Genomic DNA, 14676 nt, shown 5'->3' with positions numbered 1-14676 from the left:
GGTAGAAGTCCTTGCGGACACAAGCAACCTCCGTCGAGGGGCGGCGCGCCCCGTCGCCGCCCTGACGAGGTCGCCCGGTACCGTGCTCGCCCATGACGAACTGGAGCCCCGCCGACGTCCCCGACCTGACGGGCAGGGTGGCCCTCGTGACCGGCGCCAACGCCGGGCTCGGGCTCGAGATCGCCCGCGCCCTGGCCGGCCGGGGCGCGCGGGTCCTCATGGCCTGCCGGAACCAGGCCAAGGCCGAGGCCGCCGTCGAGGTGGTTCGCGCCCACGTGGGCGCCGGCACCGGCGGGGCGGAGTTCGTGCCCCTCGACCTGGCCGACCTCGGCTCGGTCCGCTCGTTGGCCGCCGACCTCCGGGGCCGCGAGCCGGCGCTGCACATCCTCGGCAACAACGCCGGTCTGATGGCCCTCGACGAGTCCCGCACCGTCGACGGCTTCGAGATGCAGTTCGGGGTGAACCACCTGGGGCACTTCGTCCTCACCGCCGAGCTGATGCCGTTGCTGCTGGCCACCCCGGGATCCCGGGTGGTCAACCACTCCTCGATGGGCCACCGGGCCGGGACGATGGACTTCGACGACCCCATGTACGAGCGCCGCCCCTACCAGCGCTGGCCGGCCTACTTCCAGAGCAAGCTGGCCAACCTCCTGTTCAGCCTCGAGCTGCAGCGCCGGCTCTCCGCCGCCGGCGCCGGCACCATCGCCGTGACGGCCCACCCGGGGGCCTCGCACACCGACCTCGGCGTCGAGGGATCAGGCGTCCTGAACCGGCTCATCGAACCGTTCGGCGCGCTGTACAGCCAGTCGGCGTCGCGCGGCGCCGAGCCGTTCGTGCGGGCCGCCACCGACCCGACCGTGAGAGGCGGCGAGTACTACGGGCCGAAGTTCTACGTGCGGGGGCCGGCGGTGCGCGAGACGCCGAGCGGACGGGCCCGCGACGCCGACGACGCCCGCCGCCTGTGGGCGCTGTCCGAGGAGCTCACCTCCACGTCCTTCGAGGTGTCCGCCGCCTGAGTCAGCGGCCCCGACGGAGACCTGCCGCAGCCTTCCATCCCCCCGCTGCCGCCGGGATGGCGAGACCCCACGTCGACAGGAACCCCGACCAACCGAGCTCCTTGCGCCACAGCAGCGCCGCCACCGCGTCGGACGTGTCGGCCACCGCCCCCATCGTCACCCAGCGGGCCTCCGAGGTCCCCTCCTCGTCGTCGACGGCCAGCTCCAGGAGGGCACCGGTGCCGAGGACCGCGTCGCGGATCCCGAAGGCCCGGCACATCCAGACGAGGGGGCCGGGGCGTTCGTCGCTCACCCGCTTGAGCACCAGGTTGGGCACGAACAACATGACGAGGCCGAAGCCGAGGCGGCCGGCGGCGATGGCACGGGCGAGGGAGCGGTCATCCATGTCGCCATGGTGCCCCACCGGCGCCGACCGTGCTGCGCCGGACCGGGAGGGCGCGGTCGCTCAGCCCCGACGGACCTGCGCCGCGCCGGTGATCAACGGGAGGTCGAGCGGGCTCACCAGCCCGGGCGGGGCGGCGACCACCGCGGGGATGGCGTTCACGATGCGGTTGGCCGCGGTGGCGTTCCCGCCCCCGGCCGCGCCCGGCTCGCCGTGCTCGACGCCGTGCACGCTCACCGTCAGCTCGGGGTGACCGGACATCACGATGCGGTGCTCGCCCCCGGGAGACGACGACGAGGGCCAGTCCGGCGCGCAGGCGTCGTCGATGCGGGTGATGTGCTCGACGATGACCAGCGGCCGACCCTCGACGATCCCCTGCACCTGGAAGCGGAACGCGCCCTGGGTGCCCTCGTCGAAGCGGCCCATCCCGGGCACGTCGATGGTGCGCTCCAGCGCCCGCCGTTCGACCGTCGTCACGATCTCGTCGAGCTCGAACTCGAGCATCTCGGCCACGATGCGGACCATCGGCGCCCACACCATCTGCAGGGAGAAGTCGAGGAGCATGAGCGGCAGGTCGTCCATCGACCCGCCGAAGCCGATGACCTCGCGCACCACCTCGGGAGCGTCGTAGAGCGCGTAGTTGAACACCTCCTGCATCCGGATCTCGGTGATGCCGGCTCCCACGCCGCTCACCAGGCCGGGGAGGATGTCGAACGCCCACCCGGGATCGATGCCCGACACGAACACCGACGACTGCCCGGCCTCGCACGCCGGCAGCACGACGTCGAGGACCTCCTTCGGCGCGCTGGGCGGGTGGAGCAGCGGGTAGAAGGACGTGGACACGACGTTGCGCCCCGACTGGAGGCACCGCAGCAGGTCCGTGACGGCGTGCTCCGGACGGGTGTCGGCGGTCGCGGTGTAGACGACGCAGTCGACGTCGTCGGCCAGGGCGATGCTCACGTCGTCGGTGGCCACCACCCCGAGGTCGTCGATGAACGCCAGCTCCCCTGCGTCGCGACCCACCTTCGCCGGGTTCGACACCACGCACCCCACCAACTCGAGGTCCCGGTGGGCGGCCACCGCCCGGATCGCCGGCCGACCTGCGTTGCCCGTTCCCCACACCACCACTCGATGAGCCATGGCGGGGGACCCTACCGCCCGGCCCACGACCCGACGCGGTGCGCGCCGCGCGCCGGAGCGCCACGTGCCACAGTTCGCCCCACAGGTCTCACCGGGGGGAACGTCATGGGCACCGCGACCGACGGACGAAAGGCGCTCGACACCTGGGCGGCGGCGGCGGGCGCCGCCCTGGTGACCGTGGAGGAGACCGTGTGGGCGACGGCCGTCGGGCTCGACGACGTCGACACGGTCGACCTCCTGGCCCGGGTCACCGCCGCCGCCCACGGCCTCGCACCACTCGGACGGCCCGAGGCGCTCGGCCCGGGTCCGTGGGTCGGCCGCGACCCGACCCGGTGGCGGGACTTCGTCGATCTCGACGAACGTGCCCGCACGGCGGCCGCCTTCGCGGAGCACTTCGCGGTGGACGTCGCGACGATCGACGACGAGGAGCGGGCCGGCCTCGGAGGGGCGCTGGGGGCGGCCACCGGCGACATCGTGCAGGCGGTATGGGCGCTCGACATGATCCCCCGGGTTCGGGCCGCGCTCGACACCCTCTTCGGGTCCTCCGGCTGGCCCCCACCGGCGGTGGGCTCCCCCGACCCGGGGTTGTGGGCCTCGATCGACGCCTACATCCACGTGGTCCCCGGTCTCGAGCACCTCGATCCGGTCCTGACCGAGCTCGTTCGCCTGCGGGGTGCGAACGCCCACCGATGCCGGCTGTGCCAGTCGCTGCGGAGTCGACCCGCGCTGCTCGCCGGGGCCGACGACGCCACCTTCGCGGCCGTCGAGCGCTACGAGTCGAGCGACCTCCCCCCGGCCACCAAGGCGGCGCTGGGGCTCACCGACGCGATGGTGTGGCTCCCCGGTCGGATCGACCCGGGCGTCACCGAGGCGGTGCGCGCCCACCTCGACGGGCCGTCGACGGTCGAGCTCGTCCTCGACGTGGCCCGCAACGCCACCAACAAGATCGCCGTGGCCTTCGCCGCCGACACGCCTCACGTCACCGATGGGTACGAGATCTACGAGATCACGCCCGACGGCGAGGCCCACTACGGCCTCACCCTCGACTGAGGAGGCCCCCATGGCCACGCCCGCTCCCGAGACCGTCACCGACGCCGTCGCCTTCCTCGCCGCGCAGGGCTACGTCGAGGACTACACGGTCTGCCCCACCGGCATCGCCTCCTCCGGCCACGACGACGTGCACCCCGCGACCGAGGCGCGCGTGGACCACACGTTCCGCTTCGAGGGGCCGACCGATCCCGGCGACGAGGCGATCGTGCTCGGCGTGACCTGCGGGGCCTGGGGCGAGAAGGGGGTCGTCGTGGCCGCCTACGGTCCCGACGCCGACCCGGAGGAGGCGGCGGTGCTCACCGCGCTCGCCCGGTCGGCGCGCCGCTGAACCCGGGCCCGCACACGCCGCGCCCGACCCGACCGGCCCCCGTCGCCGCCGCTTTGCCAGAATGCGGGCCGGGCCGACCAGGGCCTGCCGACTCCGGGGGGATGCCGTGACCTCGACCACCACGCCGTACGTGAACCTGCTCGATCCGGAGTGGTACGTCGACCCGTTCGACGCCTACCGCTGGTTGCGCGACGAGGACCCCGTCTTCTGGGACCCGGTGCAGCGGATCTGGGGGATCTCCCGCCACGCCGACGTCCTGGCCGTCGAGAACGACACGGCGCGCTTCTCGAGCCTCGACGGGTCGCGGCCCAAGACCGACCAGCGCGACGACACGTCGATGATCAACCGTGACGATCCCGCCCACCAGCGCCAGCGGATGGTCGTCGCCCGACGCTTCACCCCGAGGGGGGTGCGCAGCCACGAGGACCGGGTTCGCGACCTCGTCACGGTCATCCTCGACGAGGCGTCGGCCGACGGCGGTTGCGAGGCGGTCGAGATGATCGCCTCGCGCCTGCCGGCGATGGTGATCTGCGAGCTGCTCGGCTACGACGCCTCGCTCTGGCCGAAGGTGCGCGAGTGGTCGGAGGTGACGATGTACCAGGCCGGCCAGACGCCGGCCGACGGGAGTCCCGCCGATCAGTCGAGCGCGAGCATCGACGCCATCATGGAGTTCGCCGCCGAGACGATGGCGGTCATCGCCGCCCGGCGGACCGAGCCCCGGGACGACCTCATCTCGGTGTGGGCCCACACCGAGGTCCACGGCCAGCCGTGGGACGACGGCGAGATCCTGGCCGAGGCCCTGCTCGTGCTCGACGGGGGGGCCGAGACCACCCGGGCGGTGATCGCCGGGAACCTCGTCGAGCTGGCTCGCCGACCCGAGCAGCGTCGGGCGCTGGTCGACTCCCCCGACCTGCTCGGCTCGACGGCCGTCGAGGAGTTCATCCGGTGGGTCACGCCGATCAGCAACATGCGCCGCACCGCGCTGGTGGACACCGAGCTGCACGGCCGGTCCGTGAAGGCCGGCGACGAGCTGTTGCTGCTGTACGGGTCGGCCAACCGTGACGAGCGGGTGTTCGACGAGCCCGACACCTACGACGTCACCCGGACGCAGAACCACCACGTCGCCTTCGGGTTCGGCACCCACTTCTGCCTCGGGGCGTCACTGGCGCGCCTGGAGCTGCGGGTGCTGTTCGAGGAGCTCCTGGCGCGCTTTCCCGACTGGCGGCTCCTCGACCCCGAGCCCCGCATCGTGCCGGCCACGTTCACCCGGGGCTACGGCGAGGTCCACATCGGGTTCTGATCGCGGCGTCAGCCGCTGTCGACGTCGCCTTCGCGCCGTACCCACCCGACGGCGACGCCGTCCCGGGGACCGCCACCCGGGCGGGGGTCAGGGGCGGCCTACACTCCGCGGCGTGGACGCCGACGCCTCACGGGCCCTGGTCCGACGCTGGTGGGCCGAGGTCTGGGGCGACGGGAACGTCGACGCCGTCGACGAGCTGTGCACCGATCCCTACATCCGCCACACCAGCCTGGGCACCGAGCGGATCTCACGGGCGGAGTACAAGCAGCGCCTCGCCCAGACCATGCACGTGCTGCGCGGCGCCGAGACCACGATCGACGACGAGGTGGTCGCCGGCGACCGGGTCTGGACCCGCGCCACCAGCCGAGGGGTGAACCTCACCACCGAGGATCGTCAGGTGCTCACGTGGATGGTCGTCCACCGCATCGAAGGCGGGCGCATCGCCGAGACGTGGGCGGCCACCCTGGCCGGCGTCGACTGGGAGCGCTGAGCACCGACCGCCCGGTCACCCGAGCCCGGCGACCACCTCCCGGTCGCTGAAGCGGCGGCGCCGCACGACGAAGACCGTCATGATGCCGATGACCACGGTGCCCATCCCGACGAGCGTGGTGCGCAGCCCGATCAGGTCGGCCAGCGCCCCGAGCGGGAGGGCGGCGATGCCGAACCCGCTGAAGCCCAGCATGACGAGCGACTGGATGCGCCCGTGGTACTCGAAGTCGCTGAGGTTCAACAGCAACGAGTTGGTCATCGTCTGGAAGGTCAGGCTGAAGGCCCCGATGAACATGAGCGCCAGCGCGGCGAGGGCGAACAGCGGCATGAGTCCCAGGGCGACGAGCCCGGCGCCGAACCCGAACCCGGAGAACATCACGAATCGCCACGGGTCCCGGCGGGAGCCACCCCGCGCCGCCACCAGCCCGCCGACCAGCGCCCCGGCCGCCGAGACCGCTGACAGGATCCCGTAGCCGCCGGAGCCCTCGTCGAAGATCCCGTCGGCGACCGACGGGAGGAAGGCGAAGTACGGGTAGCCGACCATCACGACGGCGAGCGAGGTCATGACGAGGAGCGCCAGGTCACGACGGCGCGAGACGTAGCGCACGCCCTCGGCGATCTCGGCGAACGGCGACGGTCGGGTACCGGCGGCGGGCGCACGCCCGGGGGGGAGGATGGCCGTCAGCGCCATGCCCACGAGGCACAGCACGCCGCAGACGATGAACACGGCGGCGAGGCCCCACACGGCGACGGCGATCACGATCCCGGCGATGCTGGGCCCGATGATGCGCATGGCCTCGGCGCCCATCTGCCCGAGGACGATGGCGTTGGACAGCACCCGCCGCTCGACGAGCTCGGTGGTGTAGGCCATGCGCGCCGGACCGAACAGCGCGAACGCGACGGCCTGCACGGCGCTCGAGGCGAGCAGCATCCAGTACCGGGCGGCGTCGACGAGGACGGCGATCCCGATCGGGAGCGACGACAGCGCCAGGAGCAGCTGGGCGACGACGAGCACCGCCCGCTTGGGGAAGCGGTCGGCGGCCACTCCCCCGAAGGGCGTGGCCACCAACATGGCCAGGCCGAAGGCGAGCAGCACCCCGCCGAGACCGGCGTTGGTGCCGGTCAGATCACGGGCCAGCCATCCGCGGGCGATGGCCTGGGCGGTGACGGCCAGGAAGACGAGGAGCCCGACCAGCCAGAGGCGGCGGTAGGCGAGCACCCGCAGCGACGCGAACGTGCTCACCGGCTCCGATGCGGGTTCGTCGCCGGCGGCCCGGTTCACCGCTGCTGCCCACCCGTCGACGTCACCCGGCCTTGCTATCAGCAATCGCTCCGGATCCCGCCGTTGCGCAGCCGGCCCCGGGTCCCCCGGCGTGCGTGACCGGCGTGGCGACCGGGCATACTTGGAGATCCGTTCTGCGAAAGGCTCCCATGGACTTCAAAGTGGGCTCGAAGGTCATCTACCCGGCACACGGCACCGCGGTGGTCACCGGTCGCTCGGTGCGCAAGGTCGACGGGGAGAAGATCACCTACCTCGAGCTCTCGGTGGCGGCCGGCGAGGAGTCGTGGCGGGGCGGGGCGCTGAAGGTCTCCGTGCCCGAGGACCGCGCCGAGGACCTCGGGGTCCGTCCGGCGATCTCGGAGGACGAGGTCGAGGACGTGCTGGCCGTGCTGGCCGTCACCAACGTGCGCGTGCCGACCAACTGGTCTCGGCGTTTCAAGAACCACCAGGAGAAGATGAAGTCCGGCGACATCTACGAGTGCGCCGAGGTGGTGCGCAACCTGTCGCTGCGCGAGCGCAGCTCGAAGCTGTCGAGCGCCGAGAAGGCGATGCTGGGCAAGGCCCGCCACATCCTGGTGAGCGAGCTGGCCGTGTCGTGGGACACCACGATGGAGGACGCCGGCGACCGCATCGACGCCGTCCTCGACGGCCTCCCCGTCACCTCCTGACCCACCGCCGCTCCGTCGGGAGCGGCTCCGCGGTCGCCTCTACGCAGCCCGCCGCACGAGGCCGGACGCGCCGGTGCCCGCCCCGAGGGCGGGCACCGGACGGAACCGAGGTCGGGCAGGGTCGGTCGACCGCTCAGCCGGTGAAGCGGGGAGCGGCGGTCACCGCCGCGGCGGCCGGGGTCGGGGCCGGGGTCGTCGGGTCGACGGGGACCTCGCAGGGCTCCATGGGGATCTGCTCGACGAACACGCCGACGGCGCCGTCGTCGCCACCGGCGGCGTAGACCACCAGGTGCTGCCCGGCCTCGAACTCGACGCTGGGGATCTGGACGAAGACCTGGTCGCCACCGGCCGGCACCACCGAGACGAACTCGGCGAGGGTGCCACCCGGCAGGTCTTCGGTCTGCTGGCCGCCCTCGGGGAGGTCGCTGATGATGGTCGACCTCGTCTCGGACCCGTCGACGAAGCCCACGACGTCGACCGGGCCGCCGGTGGCGGCACCGTGGCGCACCGTGAGGCGCGACGACGTCGCCGGCTCGTAGCAGCTGCTGTCGTTGTCCCACACCACGATGCTCGGACCCTGGGAGGTGTAGATGGCGGCGACGGTGACGTCGTCACCCGGGTCCACCGTGACCTCGTCGGCCAGGATGGTCTTGCTCTGGCAGGACTCGGCACCGGGGAAGATGGCGACGTCGTAGGTGCCGGCCGGGAGCTCGAGCGGGCCGAACGAGTCACCCAGGACGGCCGCCGTCTCGAACACGTCGCCGCCGTCGACGCAGATGTACACGGGGAAGTCGCTTCCGAACTCACCTTCGGGAAAACCGAAGGTCGCGGCGTGCACGATCGTGACCGAGGCGGGGGCGGCGGTGCCGGCGCCGGCGGCCGCCGGGACCAGGCCCACCGCCACCAGCGAGGCGACGAGCAACAGGGCGAAGCGCTTCATCCGTGAACTCCTTGTCCGGCGGCTCGCCCGATCCCGGACGAGTGACCCACGGATGATAGGCGCATCATCACCATCTGCGGGCGTTCCGGACGCCGCCGGGCGAGCCGAGGATAGGGTCGACGGCTTGGCCGAAGAGGGGGAGGACGGTCGTGGACGACCACCGGTGGGTGCTCGGGCGATCGGTGCCGGCGCCTCGATGACCGACGATCCGAAAGGCAGGGTCGAGGCCTCCCGGTCGATGCCGCTGCTGTTCCTGCTCACCGGGATCATGTCGCTCGGCTACGGCAGCGTGTTCACGCTGCTGGCCGACATCCGCGACCGCTTCGGGTTCGACGACGCCGCCGTCGGGCTCATCGCCTTCGCGGGGTTCGCCACCGGGTTCGCCAGCCAGGTCGTCCTGGCCCGCTACGCCGACCGGGGCCACACCGCCCTGATGCTGCGCAGCGGCGTGCTCGCCGCCGCCGCCGGGGTCATGTGGATGCTGGTGGCCGCGGAGCTGTGGCAGTGGGTCGGCGCCCGCCTGCTGCTCGGCCTGGGGGCGGGCACGGTGGGGCCCGCCGTGCGGCGCCTCGTCATCGCGCGGGACCCTGCGAACGTGGGGGCGAACCTCGGGCGTCAGACGGCGTTCGACGTCGGGGGGTTCGTGCTCGGGCCACTCGTCGCCGCGGTGGCGGCGGAGCTGTTCGGGCTCCGAGCGCCGTTCGCCGTGCTGCTCGCCCTGTACGTCGCCGCCTTCGCGCTCCTCACCCGCCTCGACCTGCGGGCGGGGACGGTCGCCGAGTCCTCGCACCGGGCCGTCCGCCGGATGCTGGTGCGCCCGGCCGTGCAGTCGGCGCTGTGCACGGCCGTCGCCTTCTACCTGACCATCGGCATGTTCGAAGCCCTGTGGTCGCTGCTGTTGCGCGACCTCGGCTCGGCGACCTGGCTCATCGGCGTGACCCTCAGCCTCTTCACCGTGCCGATGGTGCTGTTCGCCGCGCGGGGCGGGCGTCTGGCCCAGGCCAAGGGCCCGCTCCGAGTCATGTCGGTCAGCATCGTCGTGGCCGCGGCCTGCACCGCCGTCTACGGGTTCGGGCCGCTCTGGGTGCTCATCGTCGCGTCCGGCGTGCATGCCCTGGCCGACGCCTACACCCTGCCCGGCAACCAGGTGGCGGTGGCGATCGCCAGCCCCGCCGACCAGTTGGCCACCGGACAGGGCCTGCTGGGGGCGACCGGCCTGGCCGTCGCGGCGATGGCCGCCCTCGGGGGCGCCGCCGTCTACGAGACCTACGGCCGCGAGGTGGTCTTCACCGGCACCGCGGTCCTCATGCTGGTGTTCCTCGCCGCGGCGCGGTGGCGCTTCGCGGTCCACCTCCGTTCGCCTGCGCCGCTCGACGAGGCACCGGAGCCGGCCTGACTCCGGACGGGGTGGCCTCGCCGGGGTACCGGGTACCGTCAGATCATGACCGAGACCGGCACCGTCGAACCCGGCGAGCTCGTGGTGGTGACGGGCGCCTCGGGCTACATCGGCGGGCGACTGGTGCCCGAGCTGCTCGAGCGCGGCTACCGGGTCCGCTGCCTGGCCCGCACCCCGGCCAAGCTCGACGCCGCCCCGTGGGGCGCCCAGGTCGAGGTCGTGCGCGCCGACCTCGAGGAGCCGTTGGGCAGCGCCTTCGACGGCGCTGCCGCCGTCTACTACCTGGTGCACACCATCGGTGACGGGCCCGACTGGGTGGAGCGAGAGTCCACGGCCGCCCGCAACGTCCGCGACACGGCCGCCCGCGCCGGTGTCCGACGGATCGTCTACCTCGGCGGGCTCGGCGACGACGAGTCCGAGCTGTCCCAGCACCTCGCCAGCCGTCACGAGGTCGGCCGCGTCCTCGCCACCGGCCCCGTCCCCGTGACCGAGCTGCGGGCGGCGATCATCATCGGCTCGGGGAGCGCGAGCTTCGAGATGCTGCGCTACCTCGTCGAGGTGCTGCCGGCGATGGTCACGCCCCGCTGGGTCGACACGCGGTGCCAGCCCATCGCCGTGCGCGACGTGCTCCGCTACCTGGTCGAGTGCCTCCGCGAGCCGCGCACGGCGGGGCGAGTCCTCGAGATCGGTGGGCCCGACGTCATCTCCTACCGGGAGATGATGGACGTCTACGCCGACGCCGCCGGCCTGCGCCGTCGCGTGATCGTGCCGGTCCCCGTGCTCTCGCCCCGTCTCTCGTCGCACTGGGTCGGGCTCGTCACGCCACTCCCGGTCGCGCTGTCGCGCCCGCTGGTGGCGTCGCTGATCAACGAGGTCATCGTCCACGACCCCGCGATCACCGAGCTCCTCCCCGGCCCGCTGTTCACGACCCGCCAGGCCATCGACGCCGCCCTCCTGCGCATCCACGAGGGTGCGGTCACGACCCGGTGGGACAGCGCCGAGCTCGAGGGTCGCCCTCCGGCCGAACCCATGCCCACCGACCCGAGCTGGGCAGGCGGCACGGTGCTCACCGACGTTCGCACCGCCGACGCCTCCGCCCCCGTCGACGCCGTCTTCGCGGCGCTGTGTCGCCTCGGCGGCGACCGGGGCTGGCACAGCAACGGTTGGCTGTGGAACGTGCGGGGGGTCGTCGACAAGCTCATCGGCGGGGTGGGCATGCGTCGGGGCCGCCGGGATCCCGACCGCCTCCGGGTGGGCGACGCGCTCGACTTCTGGCGCGTCGAGGCACTCGAGGACGGTGCGCTGCTCCGCCTGCGAGCCGAGATGAAGCTGCCCGGCGACGCCTGGTTGGAGTGGCGGGTGGAACCCACCGCCGTCGGCAGCCGGGTCCACCAGCTGGCCCGATTCCACCCTCGCGGGCTCCTCGGCCGCCTCTACTGGCTGGGGGTGGCCCCGTTCCACCGCTTCGTGTTCCCCGGACTACTGCGGGGGATCGTCGAGGACGCCGAGCACACCGGCTCCCCCCGACCGGACGCGACCCAGATCGTCCCCTGACCACGTCCCTGCCGTGAGTCCCGTCCCGCCCGGAAGCGTTTGCCGACGAAGGTGCCCGGTGGTCTGATGTCCCGGGTGAGCACCCAGAGGACCTCCGCGCACGGCGACGGACACAACATCCTCCCCGACCTCCACGCCGGCCTCTCGGTGGCCGAGCGACGGGCCCGTGGGCGTTCGCTGCGCCAACGGATCCCGAGGTCGTCGTTCGCCGACTGGCGCCCACCGGATGCCCGGGTGGATGTGGTCGCCCAGCTCGCCGAGCAGGAGCTCACCCGGGTCCCGGAACTGGTGCCGGTCCGTCACGAGCGGATGGCGGTATCGCCCTTCACCTTCTTCCGTGGCGCCGCCAAGGTCTTCTCCGCCGACATCGCCGAGCGGCCCCGCAGCGGCCTCACCGTCCAGCTCTGCGGCGATGCCCACCTCTCGAACTTCGGGGGCTTCGCCTCCCCCGAACGGGTGATGGTGTTCGACCTCAACGACTTCGACGAGACCCTGCCCGGTCCGTTCGAGTGGGACCTGCTGCGCCTGTCGGCCAGCTTCGAGATCGCCGCCCGCGAGAACGGGCTCGACGGCAGAGTGCGCGGGCAGGTGCAGCGGGCGCTCGTCGCCGCCTACGCGGGCGCCATGGCGGAGTTCGCACCGATGAGCTACCTCGAGATCTGGTACGCCAAGGTCTCGGCGACCGAGGTCGAGGCCAAGTGGGGCGCCGAGCTCACCGAGGCCATGCACGAACGCGTGGCGGCGAACGCCCAGAAGGCCCGTGGCAAGGACCGGCTGAAGGCCTTCAAGAAGCTCACCACCGTCGTCGACGGCGAGCTCCGCTTCGTCAGCGACCCGCCCCTGCTCGTGCGCGTCGACGACATCGACGGCGGCCAGGACCTGCACGTCCTGATGACCATGGCCCACGGGGTCCTCCACAACTACCGACGCACGCTCCAGGCCGACCGACGGGTCCTGCTCGACCGGTACGAGTTCGTGGACCTCGCCCGCAAGGTCGTGGGCGTGGGCAGCGTGGGCACGCGGTGCTGGGTGGCACTCATGATCGGCAAGGACACCGGTGATCCGTTGTTCCTCCAGATCAAGGAGGCCGAGGCCTCCGTCATGGAGCCCCACCTCGGCGGGAGCGGGTTCGCCCAGCACGGGCAGCGCGTCGTCGAGGGGCAGCGGCTGATCCAATCCGCCAGTGACATCTTCCTCGGCTGGGACCGCCACATCGGGGTGGACGGGCTCCCCCACGACTACTACTTCCGCCAGCTCTGGGACTGGAAGGCCTCTCCCGACATCGCCGCCATGGACCCTGCCATCCTCGAGTCGTACGCCCGCCTCTGCGGGTACACCCTTGCCAGGGCCCATGCCCGGACCGGGGACGCCGCCATGATCTCGGGCTACCTCGGGACCGGCAAGGTCCTCGGTGAAGCCCTCACCGAGTTCGCCGCCAACTACGCCGACCGGACCGAGCTCGACCACGCCACGTTCGTGGCGGCCGTGACCCACGAGACGAACCGCACCGAGGCCGCCCGCGTCGACGCGTGACCTGGTGCGCCCATCATCAGTTCGACCGGACACCGTCTGTCAGACTGAGGTCAGCGGCCGCTCCGGGCGACGCTGGGGGACAACCGAGAGGAGTCGACATGGCAGAGACTCGACAGGGCGATCCGACTGGCTGGGTGGGCTGGATCTTCTTCGCCGGCGTCATGATGATCCTGGGCGGATCGCTGAATGCGGTCTACGGCCTCATCGCCCTCCTCAACGACGAGTGGGTGGTGTGGGGGAATCGGGGCACCGTCTACCTCGACATCACCCAGTGGGGCTGGGTGCACCTCATCCTCGGCGTGCTGGTGCTGGCGTCGGGCTTCGGCGTGCTCGCCGGCAACGTGTTCGCCCGAACGATCGGCGTGATCGTCACGGCGATCGCCATGGTCGGGAGCTTCCTGGCCATGCCGATCTACCCGCTGTGGTCCGTCACGCTGCTGGTCATCGAGGTGCTCGTGCTGTGGGCGCTGATCGTCCACGGCCGTGAGGTCCGCGAGTAGCTGCGGTCCCCTCGGCGCGGGCCGCCGTCGGGGTCACTAACGTCGGTGCGACGTCGCGACCCGGTCCCGACGCGATCCGGAGGTGTCGAGATGACCGACCAACCGACCGAGCCGACGCCCGAGGACGGCGCCGCGGGGGAGCCCATCCCCTTCAGCCAGGTCTCCCCCGAGGCCGCCCGGGCGAGCGAGACCTCCCCGGTGGCTGACACCCCTGCGCCCTCGGAGCCCGCGCCCGTCCCGACGCCCCCGCCCACCGAACCGATCCCCACGCCGCCGGAGCCCGCGCCCGTCCCGGCACCCCCGCCCACCGAGCCGATCCCTGCACCCCCGCCGATCGAGCCCATCCCCACACCGCCGGAGCCCTCGCCCGTTCCGACGCCCCCGCCCACCGAACCGATCCCGACGGCCACCGAGGCGGTCGGGGCCCGCGGGCCCATGGCCCAGCCTCCCGGCGAACCCGGGTGGTGGCAGGCCTCCGACGGCTGGTGGTACCCGCCCGAGTCCCAGCCGGGGTACAGCCCGGGGTACGACACCGCCGCGGCCGGTGCGTACGCGCCGGCCGCCGCGCCAGCCACCGCGTACACCGCCCCCGCCGGCTACCCGGCGGCCGCCGGCTACGTCCCGCCCGGCGTGCAACCCAAGTCCAGGATGGCCGCCGGGATCCTCGGCATCCTCCTCGGCGGCTTCGGCGTCCACCGCTTCTACCTCGGGTACACCAACATCGGGATCATCCAGATCCTGGTCACCGTCTTCACCTGTGGCCTGGGGTCGATCTGGGGGCTCGTCGAGGGGATCCTCATCCTCGTCAAGAACGAGAACTTCCTCACCGACGCGAACGGGGTCCCGCTCGCCGATTGACATCGGTCACACACGCTCGGGTTTCGCCGGTTTTCACCTCCGGTCGGGCACCATCCAGGTGCGGGCCCGGCCCCGTACAGATGGCACGGGGCCCGTCGGGCCCCAGACCCGAGTGGAATCCGAGGTGCCCTTATGAACCCGCTGGTGATCGTCGTTCCCGTGGTCGTGGTGTTGGCGGGGTTGGTGGTGTTCGCGGCGTTGCGGCGTCGTGACACCGGTGAGGCGATCGGGCAGTTGTCG

The 14676-nt window shown here is 72.4% G+C and carries 15 protein-coding genes; 11 read left to right on the top strand and 4 right to left on the bottom strand.

Features of this window, described 5'->3' with window-relative positions; genetic code table 11:
* The first annotated feature begins 92 nt into the window (after positions 1–92).
* Positions 93–1016 carry an oxidoreductase gene (locus MUE36_13095; protein ID MCU0311866.1) on the top strand — a complete coding sequence of 308 codons (924 nt, stop codon included), beginning with the start codon at positions 93–95 and terminating at the stop codon, positions 1014–1016.
* Position 1017: 1 nt separating this feature from the next.
* On the opposite strand, the gene MUE36_13090 is transcribed toward MUE36_13095, so the two are convergent.
* Complete coding sequence (locus tag MUE36_13090; GenBank protein ID MCU0311865.1) at positions 1018–1401, bottom strand: hypothetical protein; 384 nt, start codon at positions 1399–1401, stop codon at positions 1018–1020.
* A gap of 60 nt (positions 1402–1461) precedes the next feature.
* On the bottom strand, positions 1462–2538 hold the full coding sequence (locus MUE36_13085) for a hypothetical protein (protein ID MCU0311864.1): 1077 nt from the start codon (positions 2536–2538) through the stop codon (positions 1462–1464).
* A gap of 105 nt (positions 2539–2643) precedes the next feature.
* On the opposite strand from MUE36_13085, the gene MUE36_13080 reads away from it, so the two are divergent.
* The 4 genes from MUE36_13080 to MUE36_13065 all read left to right on the top strand — a co-directional run bounded on the left by MUE36_13080 (position 2644) and on the right by MUE36_13065 (position 5706).
* On the top strand, positions 2644–3588 hold the full coding sequence (locus MUE36_13080; GenBank protein MCU0311863.1) for a hypothetical protein: 945 nt from the start codon (positions 2644–2646) through the stop codon (positions 3586–3588).
* Positions 3589–3598: 10 nt separating this feature from the next.
* The gene (locus MUE36_13075) at positions 3599–3916 is read left to right on the top strand and encodes a hypothetical protein (protein MCU0311862.1); all 318 of its coding nucleotides are present in this window, start codon (positions 3599–3601) and stop codon (positions 3914–3916) included.
* 106 nt (positions 3917–4022) lie between these two features.
* The gene (locus MUE36_13070; GenBank protein MCU0311861.1) at positions 4023–5216 is read left to right on the top strand and encodes a cytochrome P450; all 1194 of its coding nucleotides are present in this window, start codon (positions 4023–4025) and stop codon (positions 5214–5216) included.
* Between the two features lie 112 nt (positions 5217–5328).
* Entirely contained in the window at positions 5329–5706 is a 378-nt protein-coding gene (locus MUE36_13065) for an ester cyclase (GenBank protein ID MCU0311860.1), read from the top strand.
* Between the two features lie 15 nt (positions 5707–5721).
* Here the strand turns inward: MUE36_13065 and MUE36_13060 are convergent, their stop codons facing one another.
* A complete protein-coding gene (locus MUE36_13060; GenBank protein ID MCU0311859.1) occupies positions 5722–6948 on the bottom strand; it encodes an MFS transporter in 1227 nt (408 codons plus the stop codon).
* A gap of 188 nt (positions 6949–7136) precedes the next feature.
* Between MUE36_13060 and MUE36_13055 the strand changes: the two genes are divergently transcribed.
* The gene (locus MUE36_13055) at positions 7137–7655 is read left to right on the top strand and encodes a CarD family transcriptional regulator (GenBank protein MCU0311858.1); all 519 of its coding nucleotides are present in this window, start codon (positions 7137–7139) and stop codon (positions 7653–7655) included.
* A gap of 133 nt (positions 7656–7788) precedes the next feature.
* Here MUE36_13055 and MUE36_13050 read toward each other — a convergent pair whose 3' ends face one another.
* The gene (locus MUE36_13050) at positions 7789–8595 is read right to left on the bottom strand and encodes a DUF4397 domain-containing protein (GenBank protein MCU0311857.1); all 807 of its coding nucleotides are present in this window, start codon (positions 8593–8595) and stop codon (positions 7789–7791) included.
* Between the two features lie 196 nt (positions 8596–8791).
* Between MUE36_13050 and MUE36_13045 the strand changes: the two genes are divergently transcribed.
* From MUE36_13045 to MUE36_13025, 5 genes are all read left to right on the top strand, one after another.
* Positions 8792–9991 carry an MFS transporter gene (locus MUE36_13045; protein MCU0311856.1) on the top strand — a complete coding sequence of 400 codons (1200 nt, stop codon included), beginning with the start codon at positions 8792–8794 and terminating at the stop codon, positions 9989–9991.
* A 45-nt stretch (positions 9992–10036) separates the two neighbouring features.
* Positions 10037–11545: an SDR family oxidoreductase gene (locus MUE36_13040; protein ID MCU0311855.1), complete on the top strand. Its 1509-nt coding sequence runs from the start codon at positions 10037–10039 to the stop codon at positions 11543–11545.
* Between the two features lie 75 nt (positions 11546–11620).
* Positions 11621–13078 carry a DUF2252 domain-containing protein gene (locus MUE36_13035; GenBank protein ID MCU0311854.1) on the top strand — a complete coding sequence of 486 codons (1458 nt, stop codon included), beginning with the start codon at positions 11621–11623 and terminating at the stop codon, positions 13076–13078.
* Positions 13079–13176: 98 nt separating this feature from the next.
* Positions 13177–13578, top strand: a complete 402-nt coding sequence (locus MUE36_13030) for a hypothetical protein (protein ID MCU0311853.1) — start codon at positions 13177–13179, stop codon at positions 13576–13578.
* 90 nt (positions 13579–13668) lie between these two features.
* Positions 13669–14436, top strand: a complete 768-nt coding sequence (locus MUE36_13025; protein MCU0311852.1) for a TM2 domain-containing protein — start codon at positions 13669–13671, stop codon at positions 14434–14436.
* The last annotated feature ends 240 nt before the right edge of the window (positions 14437–14676 follow it).

The organism is Acidimicrobiales bacterium, from assembly GCA_025455885.1.
In the GTDB taxonomy this organism is placed as follows: Bacteria; Actinomycetota; Acidimicrobiia; order Acidimicrobiales; family Acidimicrobilacustridaceae; genus Rhabdothermincola_A.
The sequence above is the reverse complement of the archived record's forward strand: the minus strand, read 5'-3'. Positions and strand labels throughout refer to the sequence as shown.

Coding starts and splice junctions, on each gene's coding strand:
- MUE36_13095 (MCU0311866.1), top strand. CDS start 93: ATGACGAACTGGAGCCCCGCCGACGTCCCCGACCTGACGGGCAGGGTG.
- MUE36_13090 (MCU0311865.1), bottom strand. CDS start 1,401: ATGGATGACCGCTCCCTCGCCCGTGCCATCGCCGCCGGCCGCCTCGGC.
- MUE36_13085 (MCU0311864.1), bottom strand. CDS start 2,538: ATGGCTCATCGAGTGGTGGTGTGGGGAACGGGCAACGCAGGTCGGCCG.
- MUE36_13080 (MCU0311863.1), top strand. CDS start 2,644: ATGGGCACCGCGACCGACGGACGAAAGGCGCTCGACACCTGGGCGGCG.
- MUE36_13075 (MCU0311862.1), top strand. CDS start 3,599: ATGGCCACGCCCGCTCCCGAGACCGTCACCGACGCCGTCGCCTTCCTC.
- MUE36_13055 (MCU0311858.1), top strand. CDS start 7,137: ATGGACTTCAAAGTGGGCTCGAAGGTCATCTACCCGGCACACGGCACC.
- MUE36_13050 (MCU0311857.1), bottom strand. CDS start 8,595: ATGAAGCGCTTCGCCCTGTTGCTCGTCGCCTCGCTGGTGGCGGTGGGC.
- MUE36_13045 (MCU0311856.1), top strand. CDS start 8,792: ATGACCGACGATCCGAAAGGCAGGGTCGAGGCCTCCCGGTCGATGCCG.
- MUE36_13040 (MCU0311855.1), top strand. CDS start 10,037: ATGACCGAGACCGGCACCGTCGAACCCGGCGAGCTCGTGGTGGTGACG.
- MUE36_13030 (MCU0311853.1), top strand. CDS start 13,177: ATGGCAGAGACTCGACAGGGCGATCCGACTGGCTGGGTGGGCTGGATC.
- MUE36_13025 (MCU0311852.1), top strand. CDS start 13,669: ATGACCGACCAACCGACCGAGCCGACGCCCGAGGACGGCGCCGCGGGG.